At 70.0% G+C, this 15,018-nt stretch carries 13 protein-coding genes; all 13 read right to left on the reverse strand.

Annotation, left to right across the window (positions count from 1 at the left end; all coding sequences use genetic code 11):
* Nucleotides 1-67: 67 nt before the first annotated feature.
* Nucleotides 68-1,453: an aspartate aminotransferase family protein gene (locus ACWC1K_RS05365; RefSeq protein ID WP_450828914.1), complete on the reverse strand. Its 1,386-nt coding sequence runs from the start codon at nucleotides 1,451-1,453 to the stop codon at nucleotides 68-70.
* Nucleotides 1,450-3,384, reverse strand: coding sequence for a 1-deoxy-D-xylulose-5-phosphate synthase (gene dxs / locus ACWC1K_RS05370; RefSeq protein ID WP_450828915.1), 1,935 nt, complete (start codon nucleotides 3,382-3,384; stop codon nucleotides 1,450-1,452). Before dxs ends, ACWC1K_RS05365 begins: the two co-directional genes overlap by 4 nt.
* A 27-nt stretch (nucleotides 3,385-3,411) precedes the next feature.
* Nucleotides 3,412-4,566, reverse strand: a complete 1,155-nt coding sequence (gene ispG / locus ACWC1K_RS05375) for a flavodoxin-dependent (E)-4-hydroxy-3-methylbut-2-enyl-diphosphate synthase (RefSeq protein WP_450828916.1) — start codon at nucleotides 4,564-4,566, stop codon at nucleotides 3,412-3,414.
* Nucleotides 4,567-4,570: 4 nt separating this feature from the next.
* Nucleotides 4,571-5,593 carry an adenosyl-hopene transferase HpnH gene (gene hpnH / locus ACWC1K_RS05380; RefSeq protein ID WP_030936191.1) on the reverse strand — a complete coding sequence of 341 codons (1,023 nt, stop codon included), beginning with the start codon at nucleotides 5,591-5,593 and terminating at the stop codon, nucleotides 4,571-4,573.
* A gap of 5 nt (nucleotides 5,594-5,598) precedes the next feature.
* Nucleotides 5,599-6,240, reverse strand: a complete 642-nt coding sequence (locus tag ACWC1K_RS05385) for a phosphorylase family protein (protein ID WP_450828917.1) — start codon at nucleotides 6,238-6,240, stop codon at nucleotides 5,599-5,601.
* Nucleotides 6,240-8,246, reverse strand: coding sequence for a squalene--hopene cyclase (gene shc / locus ACWC1K_RS05390; RefSeq protein ID WP_450828918.1), 2,007 nt, complete (start codon nucleotides 8,244-8,246; stop codon nucleotides 6,240-6,242). Before shc ends, ACWC1K_RS05385 begins: the two co-directional genes overlap by 1 nt.
* Before the next feature lie 116 nt (nucleotides 8,247-8,362).
* A complete protein-coding gene (locus ACWC1K_RS05395; RefSeq protein WP_450829041.1) occupies nucleotides 8,363-9,427 on the reverse strand; it encodes a polyprenyl synthetase family protein in 1,065 nt (354 codons plus the stop codon).
* A gap of 68 nt (nucleotides 9,428-9,495) precedes the next feature.
* Nucleotides 9,496-10,926, reverse strand: a complete 1,431-nt coding sequence (hpnE, locus tag ACWC1K_RS05400; RefSeq protein ID WP_450828919.1) for a hydroxysqualene dehydroxylase HpnE — start codon at nucleotides 10,924-10,926, stop codon at nucleotides 9,496-9,498.
* A complete protein-coding gene (locus tag ACWC1K_RS05405) occupies nucleotides 10,923-11,060 on the reverse strand; it encodes a DUF6380 family protein (protein ID WP_450828920.1) in 138 nt (45 codons plus the stop codon). Before ACWC1K_RS05405 ends, hpnE begins: the two co-directional genes overlap by 4 nt.
* Nucleotides 11,060-12,010, reverse strand: a complete 951-nt coding sequence (gene hpnD / locus ACWC1K_RS05410) for a presqualene diphosphate synthase HpnD (protein WP_450828921.1) — start codon at nucleotides 12,008-12,010, stop codon at nucleotides 11,060-11,062. The genes ACWC1K_RS05405 and hpnD overlap by 1 nt, the downstream gene beginning before the upstream one ends.
* Nucleotides 12,007-12,894, reverse strand: coding sequence for a squalene synthase HpnC (gene hpnC, locus ACWC1K_RS05415; protein WP_450828922.1), 888 nt, complete (start codon nucleotides 12,892-12,894; stop codon nucleotides 12,007-12,009). Before hpnC ends, hpnD begins: the two co-directional genes overlap by 4 nt.
* A gap of 401 nt (nucleotides 12,895-13,295) precedes the next feature.
* The gene (locus ACWC1K_RS05420; RefSeq protein ID WP_450828923.1) at nucleotides 13,296-14,084 is read right to left on the reverse strand and encodes an ABC transporter ATP-binding protein; all 789 of its coding nucleotides are present in this window, start codon (nucleotides 14,082-14,084) and stop codon (nucleotides 13,296-13,298) included.
* Nucleotides 14,077-15,006: an ABC transporter permease gene (locus ACWC1K_RS05425; RefSeq protein ID WP_450828924.1), complete on the reverse strand. Its 930-nt coding sequence runs from the start codon at nucleotides 15,004-15,006 to the stop codon at nucleotides 14,077-14,079. Before ACWC1K_RS05425 ends, ACWC1K_RS05420 begins: the two co-directional genes overlap by 8 nt.
* Nucleotides 15,007-15,018 lie beyond the last annotated feature (12 nt).

Consider the following 15,018-nt stretch of genomic DNA (forward strand, 5'->3'; position numbering starts at 1 on the left):
TGATCGCTCACGCGATCGAATATCCGAGCGGCCGGGACCCGCTGCACCGTCCCGGCCGCGGGGCGCGCTAGCGGTGGGCGACCGCCTGCTTCACCAGCGTCTTGCCGAAGTCCCACATCAGCCCGCCGCCGCTGTGCGCGTCGTCCATCACGGCGGTGAAGGCGTCGACGAACCGGTCGACGTCCTCCTCACCGATGGTCAGCGGCGGGATCAGCTTGATCACCTCCAGGTGGTCGCCGGAGACCTGGGTGAGGATCCGGTGCCGCTGCAGCAGCGGTACCACGACCATCTGCGCGAACAGGCCCTTGCGCGCGGCTTGCAGCATCGTCCAGCGGCTGCGCAGCTTCAGTGACTTGGGCCGCCCGAACTCGATACCGATCATCAGGCCGCGGCCCCGGACGTCCGCGAGCAGCTCGTACTTGTCGGTCAGCGCCGCGAGCCGGGATCTCAGCTGGTCTCCGGTCACCCGCGCGCCCGCGACGATCTGCTCGTTCTCCATGACGGACAGCACGGCGAGGCCCGCCGCCATGGCCTGGGCGTTGGACCCGAAGCTGGCCGAGTGGACCAGCACCCGGTCCATCGACGAGTAGACCTTCTTGAAGATCCAGTCCTTGCCGAGGGTCGCGCCGACGGGCACATAACCGCCGGAGAGCGCCTTGGCCACGCACACCAGGTCCGGCTCGACGCCCTCCTCGTGCTGGTGGGCGTAGAAGTCCCCGGTCCTGCCCAGGCCCGTCTGCACCTCGTCGGCGATGAGCAGCGCCTTGTGCTTGTGCAGCAGCTCCTGCGCGGCGCGCAGATAGCCGGGCGGGGCCTCGTGCACTCCCTTGCCCTGGATCGGCTCCACGATCAGGGCCGCCACGTCGCCCTTCTTCAACTCCCGTGCGAGAGCGTCGAGATCGCCGAGCGGTACGGCCGTGTCGGGCAGCAGCGGGGCGAAGCCGTCGCGGAAGCCGTCCTCGCCGTTGACCGAGAGCGCCCCGGTGGTCAGGCCGTGGAAGGCGTGGTCGCAGTACAGGATCCGCGGCTTCCCGGTGGCGTACCGGGCGAACTTCAGCGCGGTCTCCACCGCCTCCGTACCGCTGTTGCCGAAGAACACGCGGTCCAGGTGCGGGCTGTACGTGAGCAGCTTCTCGGCCAGCAGTCCGGGCAGCGGCTGGCAGTCGAAGCGGGTGAGGTCGGCGAGGGAGGCGTCGAGGACGTCGTGCAGCGCCTTGCGGACGACGGGGTGGTGGCGGCCCAGGCCCATCACCCCGAACCCGGCGAGCATGTCCAGGTAGTCGTTGCCGTCCGCGTCCCAGAAGTGGGCGCCCTCGGCGCGCTCGTAGACCTTGTCGAAGCCGATGGTGTGCAGCATGCGCGGGAGCTGGGGGTTCAGGTACTTCCCGTGCAGCTCGTAGCGCTCGGCTCCGCGCTCGGCCAGGAGTGCGCCGAGGTCGAACTCCTTGGTCATTCAGCCCTCTCCTTGACTGTGCCGTCCAGCTGTTCCTTGACGGCCAGGGTGTCCTCGGCCTCCTTGACGGCGAGGCTCGCGCTGATCCGTCCCGCCACCTCCACCGGCGTGAGGCCGATGTCGGCCAGCACCTCCCCGCGCTTGGCGTGCGCGAGGAACTGCTCCGGGATGCCGAACCGCCGTACCGGGACGTCGACTTCGGCGTCCCCGAGCGCCAGCGCGACCGCCGCGCCGACTCCGGCCGCACGGCTGTTGTCCTCGACCACCGCCACCAGCCGGTGCTCGGCGGCGAGCCCCGGGAGTGCCGGGTCGACGGGCTTGACCCAGCGCGGGTCGACGACGGTGCACGAGATGCCGCGCGCCTCCAGCAGCTCGGCGGCCTGGAGGCACACGGGCGCCATCACACCGACGGCGACCAGCAGCACCTCGGGGGTGTCCGGGCCGCGGTGCAGGACGTCGAGGCCGCCCACCCGGTCGATCGCCGGGATCTCGGGCCCCACCGACTCCTTCGGGAAGCGGACCAGCGTCGGGGCGTCGTCGACGGCGACGGCCTCCCGCAGCTGCGCCCGCAGCTGGTCGGCGTCGCGCGGCGCGGCGATCCTGAGCCCCGGCACGACCTGGAGGATCGACATGTCCCACATGCCGTTGTGGGACGGCCCGTCGACCCCCGTGACGCCGGCCCGGTCCAGCACGAACGTCACCCCGCAGCGGTGCAGCGCCACGTCCATCAGCAGCTGGTCGAAGGCACGGTTGAGGAAGGTGGCGTAGACGGCGACCACCGGGTGCAGCCCGCCGGTCGCAAGGCCCGCCGCGGACACGGCCGCGTGCTGCTCGGCGATGCCGACGTCCCACACCCGGTCGGGGAAGCGGGCGGCGAACTTGCCGAGACCCACCGGGTGCAGCATGGCCGCCGTGATCGCGACGACGTCCTCCCGCTCCTCGCCGATCGCGACGATCTCGTCGCCGAAGACCGAGGTCCAGGAGGGCCCGCCTGCGGGCGCGAGGGGCTCGCAGGTGAGCGGGTCCATCACGCCGACGGTGTGGAAGTGGTCCTCCTCGTGGGCGAGGGCGGGCTCGTAGCCGCGGCCCTTCTCCGTCAGGCAGTGGATGAGGACGGGCCCGTGGAAGCGCTTGGCGCGCCGCAGCGCCGACTCGACGGCCCCGATGTCGTGCCCGTCGATCGGACCCACGTACTTCAGGCCGAGGTCCTCGAACATGCCCTGCGGGGCGAAGGCGTCCTTGAAACCCTTCTTCGCGCCGTGCAGCGATTCATAGATGGTGTTGCCGACGACCGGTGTGCGCAGCAGGACGTCCTTGCCCCAGGCGAGCACCTTCTCGTAGCCGTCGGTGGTGCGCAGGGTGGCCAGGTGGTTGGCGAGCCCCCCGATGGTCGGCGCGTACGAGCGCTCGTTGTCGTTGACGACGATGATCAGCGGGCGGTCCTTGGCGGCCGCGATGTTGTTCAGCGCCTCCCAGGCCATGCCACCGGTGAGGGCGCCGTCGCCGATGACCGCGACGACGTGTCCCTTCTCGCCCTGCACCTGGCGGGCCTTGGCGAGGCCGTCGGCCCAGCCGAGCGCCGTGGAGGCGTGGCTGTTCTCCACGATGTCGTGCTCGGACTCCTCGCGCGAGGGATAGCCCGACAGGCCGCCCTTTCCGCGCAGCTTGGAGAAGTCCTTACGGCCCGTCAGGATCTTGTGTACGTAGCTCTGATGGCCGGTGTCCCAGACGATGCGGTCGACGGGCGACTCGAAGACCCGGTGCAGCGCGATGGAGAGCTCCACCACCCCCAGGTTGGGCCCGAGGTGCCCGCCGGTCCTGGCCACCGCGTGCACCAGGAACTCTCTGATTTCTTCGGACAGTTCGCGAAGCTCCGTCTCGGACAGCGCCTTCAGGTCGCGTGGTCCCCGGATGTTCTCCAGAATGGTCACGCTCGGGCCCCCTTCGGTCCGTGGTGTTCAGCTCACGGTGACGGCCGGCTCCCCCGACGCGCCGTCCTGTTCCATCTGTTCGGCGATCTTCATCGCTTCCTCGATGAGGGTCTCCACGATCTTCGACTCGGGGACCGTCTTGATGACCTCGCCCTTGACGAAGATCTGCCCCTTGCCGTTGCCGGAGGCGACCCCCAGGTCCGCCTCCCGCGCCTCACCCGGGCCGTTGACCACACAACCCATCACGGCTACCCGCAACGGGACTTCCATGCCCGTGAGGCCGGCCGTGACTTCGTCGGCCAGTTTGTAGACGTCGACCTGGGCGCGGCCGCAGGACGGGCAGGAGACGATCTCCAGCCGGCGCTGTTTGAGGTTCAGTGCCTCCAGGATCTGCAGGCCGACCTTGACCTCCTCGGCGGGCGGGGCGCTGAGCGAGACCCTGATGGTGTCGCCGATGCCCTGCGAGAGCAGCGCCCCGAAGGCGACCGCCGACTTGATCGTGCCCTGGAAGGCGGGGCCGGCCTCGGTGACCCCGAGGTGCAGCGGGTAGTCGCACTGCGCGGCGAGCTGCTTGTACGCCTCGATCATCACGACCGGGTCGTTGTGCTTGACCGAGATCTTGATGTCCCGGAAGCCGTGCTCCTCGAAGAGGGACGCCTCCCAGAGGGCCGACTCGACCAGCGCCTCGGGGGTCGCCTTGCCGTACTTCTGGAGCAGGCGCCTGTCCAGCGACCCGGCGTTGACCCCGATCCTGATCGGCGTGCCGTGGTCCTTCGCGGCCCGCGCGATCTCCTTCACCTGGTCGTCGAACTTCTTGATGTTGCCGGGGTTCACCCGCACCGCGGCGCACCCGGCCTCGATCGCGGCGAACACGTACTTCGGCTGGAAGTGGATGTCCGCGATCACCGGGATCTGCGACTTGCGGGCGATGGTCGCGAGGGCGTCCGCGTCGTCCTGCGTGGGACAGGCGACACGGACGATCTGGCAGCCGGACGCGGTGAGTTCGGCGATCTGCTGCAGGGTGGCACCGATGTCCGAGGTGCGGGTCGTCGTCATCGACTGCACCGACACCGGGGCACCGCCCCCGACCGCCACCGGCCCGACATGGATCTGCCGCGACACGCGCCGCTCGGCGATCGGCCGGGCCGGTACCTCGGGGACGCCCAAGGAGATGGCGGTCATCGCGTCACTCCCGGTTTCCGGAGACCGTCTCGCGCATCGCGCGCAGGGACTCCTTCAGGGAGCCCATGGTGGCGAGGACGGCGGTGGGCTCGTAGCCGCAGTGCGCCATGCAGTTGGCGCAGCGCGGGTCCTTGCCGCGGCCGTACTTGTCCCAGTCGGTCTCCTCGATGAGTTCGCGGTACGTCGGGACGTACCCGTCGCTCATCAGATAGCAGGGGCGCTGCCAGCCGAAGAGCGAGTAGTTCGGGATCGCCCAGGCGGTGCACGGGAAGTCGACCTTGCCCTCGAGGAAGTCGAGGAACAGCGGCGAGTGGTTCAGCCGCCACTTCCTGCGGTTGCCGCCCGCGAAGGCCTTCTTGAACAGCTCGCGGGTCTGCTCCACGCCCAGGAAGTGCTCCTGGTCGGGCGCCTTCTCGTAGGCGTAGGCGGGCGAGATCATCATCTCGTCGACCTTGAGGTCGTCGTTGAGGAAGTTGAGCACCTCGATGATGGTCTGCGGGGTGTCCGTGTTGAAGAAGGTCGAGTTGGTGGTGACCCGGAAGCCGCGCCGCTTGGCCTCCTTGATCGCCTCCACGGCCTCGTCGAACACGCCCTCCTTGGCCACCGACTCGTCGTGCCGCTCGCGCAGCCCGTCGATGTGCACGGCGAAGGCGAAATAGGGAGAGGGCTTGAACTTGTCCATCTTCTTGCGCAGCAGCATCGCGTTGGTGCAGAGGAAGACGTACTTCTTCCTCGCCACCAGCTGCCGCACGATCTCATCGATCTGAGGGTGCATCAGGGGCTCGCCGCCCGCGATGGACACCATGGGGGCACCGGATTCGAGCACCGCCCCGACGGCCTGCGCGACCGGCATGCGCTGCTTGAGCACACCCGCCGGATGCTGGATCTTGCCGCAGCCCTCGCACTTCAGATTGCACGCGAAGAGCGGTTCCAGCTCCACGATCAGCGGAAACTTGTCCCGCTTGCGGAGCTTCTGTTCAGCCAAGTACGTAGCGACCTTGATGGACTGACGCAGCGGCATGGCCATCTGGCTCACCTCCTGGGGAGCAGCAAAGAACGGTGCCATTCGAAGAAAGCTGGAAGTACGGCACGAAGGACACGGAAAGCTGATATTCCACCGCGGACCGTGCCGATTCGAACAAGTTCATGTTCAGGAGCGTCCACGACCACCCGCACGGCCGCAACCGGGCGCGCGCCGGTGCGCACGGCGCTCAGAAGCGTGGCCGCGGACTCCATGTCGACCGCGATTGCGCCGGTCGCGAGCAGATCAGACCGTTCGTGACCGCGTACGACATGATCGGAGCCGGTGACGGGACCGGTGTGGACGGTGCGCCCGGGCACGGCGCGCCCGAGCTCCTTGACGAGCAGGTCGGTCCCCACGCACGGAACGGTTCCGTCCGGGGCCCGGGTCTCCTCGGCGACGACCAGGTCCCCGGGGTGCATACCGGGGGCCAGCCCAGCGCAGAAACCGGTGGCCAGCACGGCCGCCCCGCTCCAGGCCGGGTCCGCGAGCATCCGGGTGACGGAGCGCTCGGCCGCCTTGGGCCCCATGCCCGTACGGAGCAGGGTGACGGGCCCGCCGGCCCCGCCCCGGTCGCCGGCGCGCAGGGCGAGGTGCTCGATGCCGAGCGCGCAGGCGATCAGCAGCGGGGCCGGGGCGGGCAGGGTGCTCATCAGCCCCCCTCGGCCTCGGCGAGAGGCTTCTTGGAGAAGTGCTCGCCATGGACGTAGCGGCCGAGTGCGGTCAGCGGGAAGACCTGCCGGTAGAGGTGGTAGTTGATCGAGAAGTCCCAGGGGAAGCCGGTGCCGGTGAAGTAGGGCTCGTCCCAGGAACCGTCCTCCCGCTGGGTGGCCGCGAGCCATTCGACGCCGCGCTCGACGGCCTTGGAGTCCTTCTCCCCCGCGGCCAGCAGGGCCATCAGCGCCCACGCCGTCTGCGAGGCGGTGGAAGCACCCCTGCCGCTCCACTCCTCGACGTACTTGTAGGAGCGCAGGTCCTCGCCCCAGCCGCCGTCGTCGTTCTGCACCGACTCCAGCCAGGCCACCGCCCGCCGGATCGCCGGGTGCGAGCCGGGGAAGCCCGCCGCGACGAGGGCGGGTACGACCGAACCGGTGCCGTAGACGTAGTTGACACCCCAGCGGCCGAACCAGGAGCCGTCCGGCTCCTGCTCGGCGAGCAGCCACTCGATGCCGCGGCGGGTGCGCGGGTCGTGGGCGAGGCCCTCGACGGCCAGCATCTCCACCACGTGGGCGGTCACGTCCGCGGACGGCGGGTCGATGACCTCGCCGAAGTCGCAGAACGGCAGCCGGTTCGGGAACGGGCTGGTGTTGTCGACGTCGAAGGCGCCCCACGCCCCGTTCTTCGACTGCATCCCGAGGTTCCAGCGCACCCCGCGCCCGATCGCCTTCTCCACCCGCTCCGGGTCGTGGTGCTTGACGCGGCGCAGCGCGAGGACGACCTCGGCGGTGTCGTCGATGTCGGGGTAGTTGTCGTTGTGGAACTCGAACGCCCAGCCGCCGGGCGGCAGTTGGGGTCTCCTGACGGCCCAGTCGCCGGGCCGGACGATCTCCTCGCCGAGCATCCAGTCGGCGGCCTTGACGAGCTGTGGATGGTCGGCGGGCACCCCCGCGTCGACGAGCGCGATGGTGGCCAGGCAGGTGTCCCACACGGGCGACTGACAGGCCTCGATCATCCGGGCCCCGTCCTCGCGCCACACGGCGAAACGGTCCAGCGACGCCAGGCCCTCGCGCAGCACGGGATGTTCCAGGTCGTAGCCCAGCAGATACAGGGCGATCACCGAGTACACGGCCGGCGGCTGGATGCCACCCCAGCAGCCGTCGTTCTCCTGCCGCTCGATGATCCAGCGGGCCGCGGAGTTCATGGCCGCCTTGCGCAGTCTGCGCGGGATGACCTTGCGCGCCTGGTGCAGCACCTTGTCCAGGCGCTGGAAGGCGCCGTCCCAACTCACCGCCGGAGCAAGAGGCCCCGGCGGGTTCGGGTTGGCCGGGTCGGTGTGCAGCTCGTCGAGCGGGAAGGGCGCGGGCCGCACCGGCCGCTTCGCGGAGACGACCGTCAGCGGGACGATCGTCTGCCGCGCCCAGCACCCGAAGTCGTAGATGTTGAGCGGTACCCACTTGGGGAAGTAGATGAGTTCCGGCGGAAGTTCGGGCAGGTCCTCCCACTTCCACCAGCCGAACAGGGCGAGCCAGATCCGGGTGAAGACCCGGGCCGCGGCGATGCCGCCCTGCTCGCGGATCCAGGCGGAGGCCTGCGCCATGTGCGGAGCGTCCGGCGTGTCGCCCGCCAGCCGCAGGGCGACGTATGCCTCGATGGTGGTGGAGAGTTCTCCCGGTCCGCCGTAGAAGGTGGCCCAGGTTCCGTCCTCGCGCTGCTCGCCGCGGATGAACAGGGCGGCGGCGCGCGCGGTGTCCTCGTCCAGGATGCCCAGGAACTGCCGAAGGAGCAGGTCCTCGGCGTCCATGGTCACGTTGGTCTCCAGGTCGCCCTTCCACCAGCCCTGGGCGTCCTGCTGGGACAGCAGGAACTCGGTGGAGCGCTGGACGGCGCGTACGGCGGCATCGCGCACCCCCGCCGCCACGGGGCTCGTGCTGTCGGTTTCGCTGGCCGAGGCTGCCCGGGGCGGCAGGGCCCCGGTGCTTCCGTCGGTCGTCGCTGTCATGGCTTCCCCTTCGTGCAGTCGTTCACATCGTGCTGCTGTGGGTCCGCCGTCGGCCGGTGCTCGTGATCCCGCGACACCGGCCGGCGACTACGCGAGGGCTATTCGACCGATAGTGATCATCTCTTTCGTACGACGACGAAGTCGGCGAGCGCCGTGAACCGGTCCCGCACCGGGTCGGGCATGTCGATGGCGTGCAGTGCCTGGATGGCGGTGTTGTGCTGGCGGCGCGCCTCTTCAGCGGTCCACTCGCGGCCGCCCGCCTCCTCGATGAGGGCGGCGCGGGAGGCGAACTCCTCCTCGGAGAAGTTCTCGAAGTCGCTGCTCTTGGCGTCGGCGGCGAGGATCTCGCCGAGCCGCTCGGAGGCGGGGCCGCCCGCAGCGAGCGCGGCCACGACCGGCAGGGACTTCTTACGCTGGCGCAGGTCGCTCCAGGTCTGCTTGCCGGTGGAGACCGGGTCGCCCCAGATGCCGAGGAGGTCGTCGACCGCCTGGAAGGCGAGGCCCAGGTGGTAGCCGTACTTCTCCAGGGTGTCGGCGGTGCGGTCGTCCGCGCCGCCGAGCACCGCACCGATGGAGGAGGCGCAGGCGAGCAGGGCGCCGGTCTTGTTGCCCTCCATCTCCAGGCACTCCTCGACGCTGACACGGTCGCGGTGCTCGTAGGAGATGTCCTGCGCCTGGCCGTCGATCAGGGCGCGGGTGGCGGTGGTCAGACGGCGGGTGGCGCGACCGGCCTCGACGGTGCCGAGCTCCAGCAGGATCTCGTTGGCGAGGGCGAACAGGGCGTCACCGACGAGGATCGCCTGGGCGGGGCCGTGCACCTTCCAGACGGTGTCGCGGTGGCGGCGCTGCTCGTCGCCGTCCATCAGGTCGTCGTGCAGCAGCGAGAAGTTGTGGACGAGTTCGACGGCCACGGCGCCGGGGATGCCGACCTCGGGTGCGGCGCCGGTGACCTCGGCGGACAGGACCGCGAGGGCGGGGCGCACGGCCTTGCCGCCGTCGCCCTCGGCGGGGTTGCCCTCGGCGTCGATCCAGCCGAAGTGGTAGGCGGAAACGGTGTCCATGGGAGGGGCCAGGCGGTCGACGGCCGCCCGCAGTACCGGTGTGGCAAGGGTCCGGCCGCGCTCCAGGAGCGCGGTCACGTCCACTGCGGTCGCTCGATCGGCCGTCTCGGCCGGGGGCACAGTGGGCACAGTCTCTCCTCTTGTTGCGGTACCGGGGGTGCGGGGGCCTGCCGCGTGCTGATCGAGCATCACGCCGCCTCCTCGACGTCGAAGAGGTGACTGGGGCGGGGCCGGCCCAGGGTGGCGAGGGCGGCGTCCGCCGCACTCACTCCACTGCGGACCGCACTCTCCATGGTCGCGGGCCACCCGGTGGCGGTCCACGCTCCGGCCAGGTAGAGGCCGGGGGCTTTGGTACGGGCGCCGGGCCGCAGCCGCCCGACGCCGGGGGCGGGGGCGAACGTCGCCGTGCGCTCCCTGGTCACGAAGAAGTCCTTCACCCGCGCACCGCGCGCACCCGGAAGCAGCCGCTCCAACTCGGGCAGATAGCGCTCGCGCAGCACGGCGACCGGTTCGTCGATCTCGTCCTGCGCGGCCGACTGGGACAGGGCGAGGTACTGGCCCTCGCGCAGCCCGGAGGCCGCGGTGCGGTCGAAGACCCACTGCACGGGCGTGCCCAGGGCCGCGAAGAACGGCTTGTGCAGCACCTTGCGGTCGTAGACGACATGGACGTTGAGGATCGGCGCGGTGCCGATCTCCAGAAGATTTTCGGGGGCGTCGAGCGCGCCCTGAGGCAGCAGGTCGTGGGCCTCGCGCTGGGGTACGGCGAGCACGACGGCGTCGGCGGTGAGGCTCTCGCCGGGAACCTGAACGCTCCAGCGCCCGTTTTCGTCAGTGAGGATGGAGGTGACGCGTGTACGGACCTCGGTACGGACGCCCGCGGAGTCGAGCGCCTTGCGGGCGAGCCGGTCGTGCAGTTCGCCCAGCGGGACGTGCGCCCATCCGATGTCGGCCGCGCCCGGGTCGGACAGCAGACCGGTCTTGAACACCATCGCGGCGAGCCCCAGCGAGGAGTCGCCCGCGACCGCGTTGAGGGTGGCGACCCCGACCAGGTCCCACAGGGCCTCGACGGCACGCGCCGACTGACCGTGCGCGGTCAGCCAGCTGCCGAAGTCCTGTGTGTCCAGGTCCGGATCGGCGAGGTCGAGCCCCTTGAGCGCGAGCGCGGCACGGCCCACCTTGGCCCGCTCGGCGAGTGAGAGATGCGGATACGTGGCGAGGCTGCGCCCCAGATGCAGGGGCACCGGCAGCGCATCGCGCCGGAGTCTGCCCAGTCGCCGCCCCTCGGGCTTGTCGACGTCGAGTACGGGCACGTCGAGACGATCCTGCAGTGGCGCCAGCGCCGTTCCCTCGATGCGGTCGAGGAACCAGCGGTAGGCGGTGCAGCAGCGCAGGTAGACATGCTGTCCGTTGTCCACGGTCAGTTCGCCGCGCTGGAAGGAGAAGGCCAGGCCGCCCAGTCTCGGCCTGCCCTCGACCAGGGTGACGCGGACTCCCGCGTCGGCGAGTGCGAGTGCGGCGGTGATGCCGGCCAGCCCGCCGCCGACCACGACGGCGTCCCTTGCGGAACGCCCCGCCGGATCCGCGAGCGGCTCGCCGGCCCGCGTGCCGTCGTCACTCATCGTGCGCCCTCCCCTGCGCGGCCGCCGTGGTTGAACGGTGCACGGCCGACCGCTGCACTCAGGGACGCCGTCCCCACCCGGAGGGTTGCGTGCCGCTTTTCGTCGGCGACATCACCTTGGCCCTGTTTGTCCATCAGGCGCGCCTCCTGACGGTCCTGCGCGTCACATGCCGGGCATCCAGGCCGGACAGTCCGCGTACGGCGACGTAGGCCTTCTCCCGGCCGGGCAGCGAGACCCGGCCGCGCAGCACGGCCTCCGGGTCGCGCTCGATGCGGTCGAGCAGCCGGCGGTAGATCCCGGCCATGGCGGCCACGCAGGCGCCGCTGCGCCGGTCCAGCATGGGCAGCAGCCGGTAGCCCTCGGCGAAAAGGGCGCGGGCCCGTCGCACTTCGAAGTGCACGAGGCCCGCGAAGTCGGAGCCCTCGGGGGGTGTCGGCCCGTTGAACCCTGCCGAGCACCCGAATTTCGCGAGGTCGTCGGAGGGCAGATAGGTGCGGCCGCCCTCGGCGTCCTCGCGGATGTCTCTGAGGATGTTGGTGAGCTGCAGCGCGAGGCCCAGGGTGTCGGCGTACTCCGGGGCGCGATCGGCGCCGCGTGCCCCGGGTTCCGTGCCGAACACGCCGAGCGAGAGCCGTCCGATGGCGCCCGCGACGCAGCGGCAGTAGACCTTCAGGTCGTCCCAGGTCTCGTAGGTCTCGCCGCGTACGTCCATCAGCACGCCGTCGATCAGCTCGTCCAGGCCGTCGAGCGGGATCGGGAAGGTCTCGGCGGCATGGGCGAGGGCGACGGCGACGGGGTCGATGTCGTCCTCGGCGACCGCCCCCTCCCGCACCCGGGTCAGCAGCGCCCGGGTGTCCTCGAGTCTTTCCGCCTTGACCTCGCCGGCCAGTGCGCCGTCGCCGATGTCGTCGACGCGCCGGGAGAACGCGTAGAGCGCCGACATCGCGCGGCGCTTGGGCGTCGGCAGCAGCCTGATGCCGTAGGCGAAGTTACGGGCCTGCTGTCCGGTGACGGCCTCGCAGTAGCTGTAGGCGGCGAGTACCGGTGCGGACACGTGTTGTTCCGACTCCACGGTCCGGATCACCCCTCTCCTCGCAGAGTCACGCCCACCTCGCGCAGCAGCTGGACCTTGCCGGGCTTGGGCGGGCCGGGAAGTACGTCGTATTCCGCGGCGGCGATCGCCTTGACCGCCGCCCTTCCCCCCGCCACGAATCCCGCAAGCAGCAGCTTCAACCTGCCGTGGACGCTACCCACCAGGGGGGCGCCTTCATTCAGGAGATCGCGGGCGCGTTGTGCTTCGTACGCAACCAGTGCGCGCAACGATGCGCCCGCGGTGGACGTGGCGAGATCCGCCTCCTGGACATGGAAGTGCTTCATGTCCTCGGCGGGCAGGTAGATGCGGTCGCGGCCGAGGTCCTCGGCGACGTCCTGCAGGTGTTCGACGATCTGGAGGGCCGTGCAGATCGCGTCCGAGAGGCGGATGCGTTCGGGCGTCGAGGTGCCGGTGACGGACAGGACCAGGCGGCCGACGGGATTGGCCGACAGTTCGCAGTACGCGAGCAGGTCGTCGTAGGTCTCGTAGCGGCTGACGAGCTGGTCCTGGCGGTTGGCGGCGATCAGGCCGAGGAAGGGCTCGGGGGTGAGCGAGCAGCGGCGGACCGTGTGCTGGAGGCGGCGCAAAAGGGGGTGGCGCGGGGTCGAGTCGAAGACCCGGTGGAGATCGGCCTCGAAGGCGTCCAGGAGCAGCAGCCGGTCCCCGGCCTCCTCGGGCGACACGCCGAGCAGACGGGCGTCGGCGCCGCCGGGGGCCAGGTCGCCGTCGCCGATGTCGTCGACCAGACGGGCGAATCCGTACACGGCCATGAGGTCGGTGCGCCAGGCCCTGGGCAGGAAGAAAGGTGCCACGGGGAAGTTCTCGCCCGCGGCCTTGTCGAGCGTGTCGCGCTCCGGATCAACGGCATGCGACATGCCGGTTCCCGTCACCGGTGACTGCCCGGGGCGGGGACGGCACATGCTGCGTTCAGCTGGGGAGTTTCCGTAGCCATTGCCGTCACATCTCCCGTTCTACACTGCCGACCCAATGCATACTATTTCGGACACGCCGCCCGGCTCTCCGCGCGGCTGCCCCGGCTGAGGGTGTCGCGCATTATCGCCCCACTTGCCGCGTTTCGGGACCGGTACAGCTTACGTTGTACAACGCAGCGAGGTTCCCTGGGGTGTCCTGCACATCACAACAACACACCGATTGGCGTCAAGATTCCTAAGCCGAGACCGAGTTGACGTTTCCTTTGCAGACGCGGGGCCCCGCCGCAGAGGTTGCGGCGGGGCCCCGCTATCCGTCCTGGCCTGTGCGTCCAGGCCGGGATGCACTACTTGCCGGTGAACTTCTCGTACTCCTTGAGGACCTCTTCGGTCGGTCCGTCCATGCGCAGCTCGCCGCGTTCCAGCCACAGGACCCGGTCGCAGGTGTCGCGGATCGACTTGTTGTTGTGGCTGACGAGAAACACCGTGCCGGCCTCCTTGCGCAGCTCACGGATGCGTTCCTCGGAGCGCTTCTGGAACTTGCGGTCACCGGTCGCCAGCGCCTCGTCGATCATCAGGACGTCGTGGTCCTTGGCGGCGGCGATGGAGAAGCGCAGTCGGGCCGCCATACCGGAGGAGTAGGTGCGCATCGGCAGGGTGATGAAGTCGCCCTTCTCGTTGATGCCCGAGAAGTCGACGATCTCCTGGTAGCGCTCCTTGATCTGCTCGCGGGACATCCCCATGGCGAGCCCGCCCAATATGACGTTCCGCTCGCCGGTCAGGTCGTTCATCAGGGCCGCGTTCACGCCCAGCAGCGAGGGCTGGCCGTTGGTGTAGACGCGGCCCTTCTCCGCCGGGAGCAACCCGGCGATGGCGCGCAGCAGGGTCGACTTGCCGGAGCCGTTGGAGCCGATGAGGCCGACTGCCTCGCCTCGGTAGGCGACGAAGGAGACGCCCTTGACCGCGTGCACCTTGCGCACCCCGCGCTCCTCGCCGCGCTTGATGATGCGGCTGAGGGCGGCGGTGGCGCTGCCTTTGCCGGTCTTGGCGCCGTGCACGCGGTAGACGATGTGGAGCTCGTCGGCGATGACGGTGGGGATCCGCTCGCCGCTCTGCCGGTCGGTCTGCTCAGCCACGGCCGTACCTCTCCTCCGCCTTCCAGAAATACACGAAGCCACCGAGGGCGAACAGGGCCGCCCAGCCGCCCGCGACCACCCAGACGTGCTCGGGCAGGTTCTCCGCGCCGTAGCCGTCGATGAGCGCGAAGCGCATCAGGTCCATGTAGATGGCGGCAGGGTTCCACTGCAGGACGTTCGCCAGCCACTGCGGCTTGTCGGCCAGCATGACCGGGATGGAGAACATCACGCCGGACGCGTACATCCACGTCCGCATCACGAACGGCATCAGCTGGGCGAGGTCCGGGGTCTTGGCGCCCGCACGGGCCATGATCAGCGCGAGGCCGGTGTTGAACAGGAACTGCAGGGCCAGCACCGGGACGATCAGCAGCCACGACAGGTCCGGGAGACTGCCGAAGCCGATCGCCACGGCGAACAGCACGATCATCGAGAACAGCAGCTGCTGGAGCTGCTGGAGCGCGAAGGAGATCGGCAGCGAGGCGCGCGGGAAGTGCAGGGCGCGCACCAGGCCGAGGTTGCCGGAGATCGCGCGCACGCCCGCCATCACCGAGCTCTGCGTGAAGGTGAACACGAACACGCCGGTGACCAGGAACGGGATGTAGATCTCGCGCGGCAGGCCGCGGTTGGCCTTGAGGAGCATGCCGAAGATGAAGAAGTACACGGCCGCGTTCAGCAGCGGCGTCGCCACCTGCCACAGCTGGCCCAGCTTGGCCTGGCTGTACTGGGCGGTCAGCTTGGCCCGGGAGAAGGCGAGGATGAAGTGACGCCGGTCCCAGAGCTGGCGGACGTACTCGACAAGGGAGGGCCGGGCGCCGCTCACGGTCAGCCCGTACTTGGCGGCCAGCCGGCTCGCCGGGAGGCCCTCGTCGGGCGGCACGGCCGCGCCCAGGGCGACCGTGCCGTCGTGCGTTGTCTCACTCACGGGTGGAAACTT

The organism is Streptomyces sp. NPDC001492 (genome assembly GCF_053597275.1).

Excerpts from the sequence above, each read along its gene's own strand:
- ACWC1K_RS05365 (WP_450828914.1), bottom strand. The coding sequence starts at position 1,453 with ATGACCAAGGAGTTCGACCTCGGCGCACTCCTGGCCGAGCGCGGAGCC.
- ispG (WP_450828916.1), bottom strand. The coding sequence starts at position 4,566 with ATGACCGCCATCTCCTTGGGCGTCCCCGAGGTACCGGCCCGGCCGATC.
- hpnH (WP_030936191.1), bottom strand. The coding sequence starts at position 5,593 with ATGGCCATGCCGCTGCGTCAGTCCATCAAGGTCGCTACGTACTTGGCT.
- ACWC1K_RS05385 (WP_450828917.1), bottom strand. The coding sequence starts at position 6,240 with ATGAGCACCCTGCCCGCCCCGGCCCCGCTGCTGATCGCCTGCGCGCTC.
- shc (WP_450828918.1), bottom strand. The coding sequence starts at position 8,246 with ATGACAGCGACGACCGACGGAAGCACCGGGGCCCTGCCGCCCCGGGCA.
- hpnE (WP_450828919.1), bottom strand. The coding sequence starts at position 10,926 with ATGAGTGACGACGGCACGCGGGCCGGCGAGCCGCTCGCGGATCCGGCG.
- ACWC1K_RS05405 (WP_450828920.1), bottom strand. The coding sequence starts at position 11,060 with ATGGACAAACAGGGCCAAGGTGATGTCGCCGACGAAAAGCGGCACGCA.
- hpnC (WP_450828922.1), bottom strand. The coding sequence starts at position 12,894 with ATGTCGCATGCCGTTGATCCGGAGCGCGACACGCTCGACAAGGCCGCG.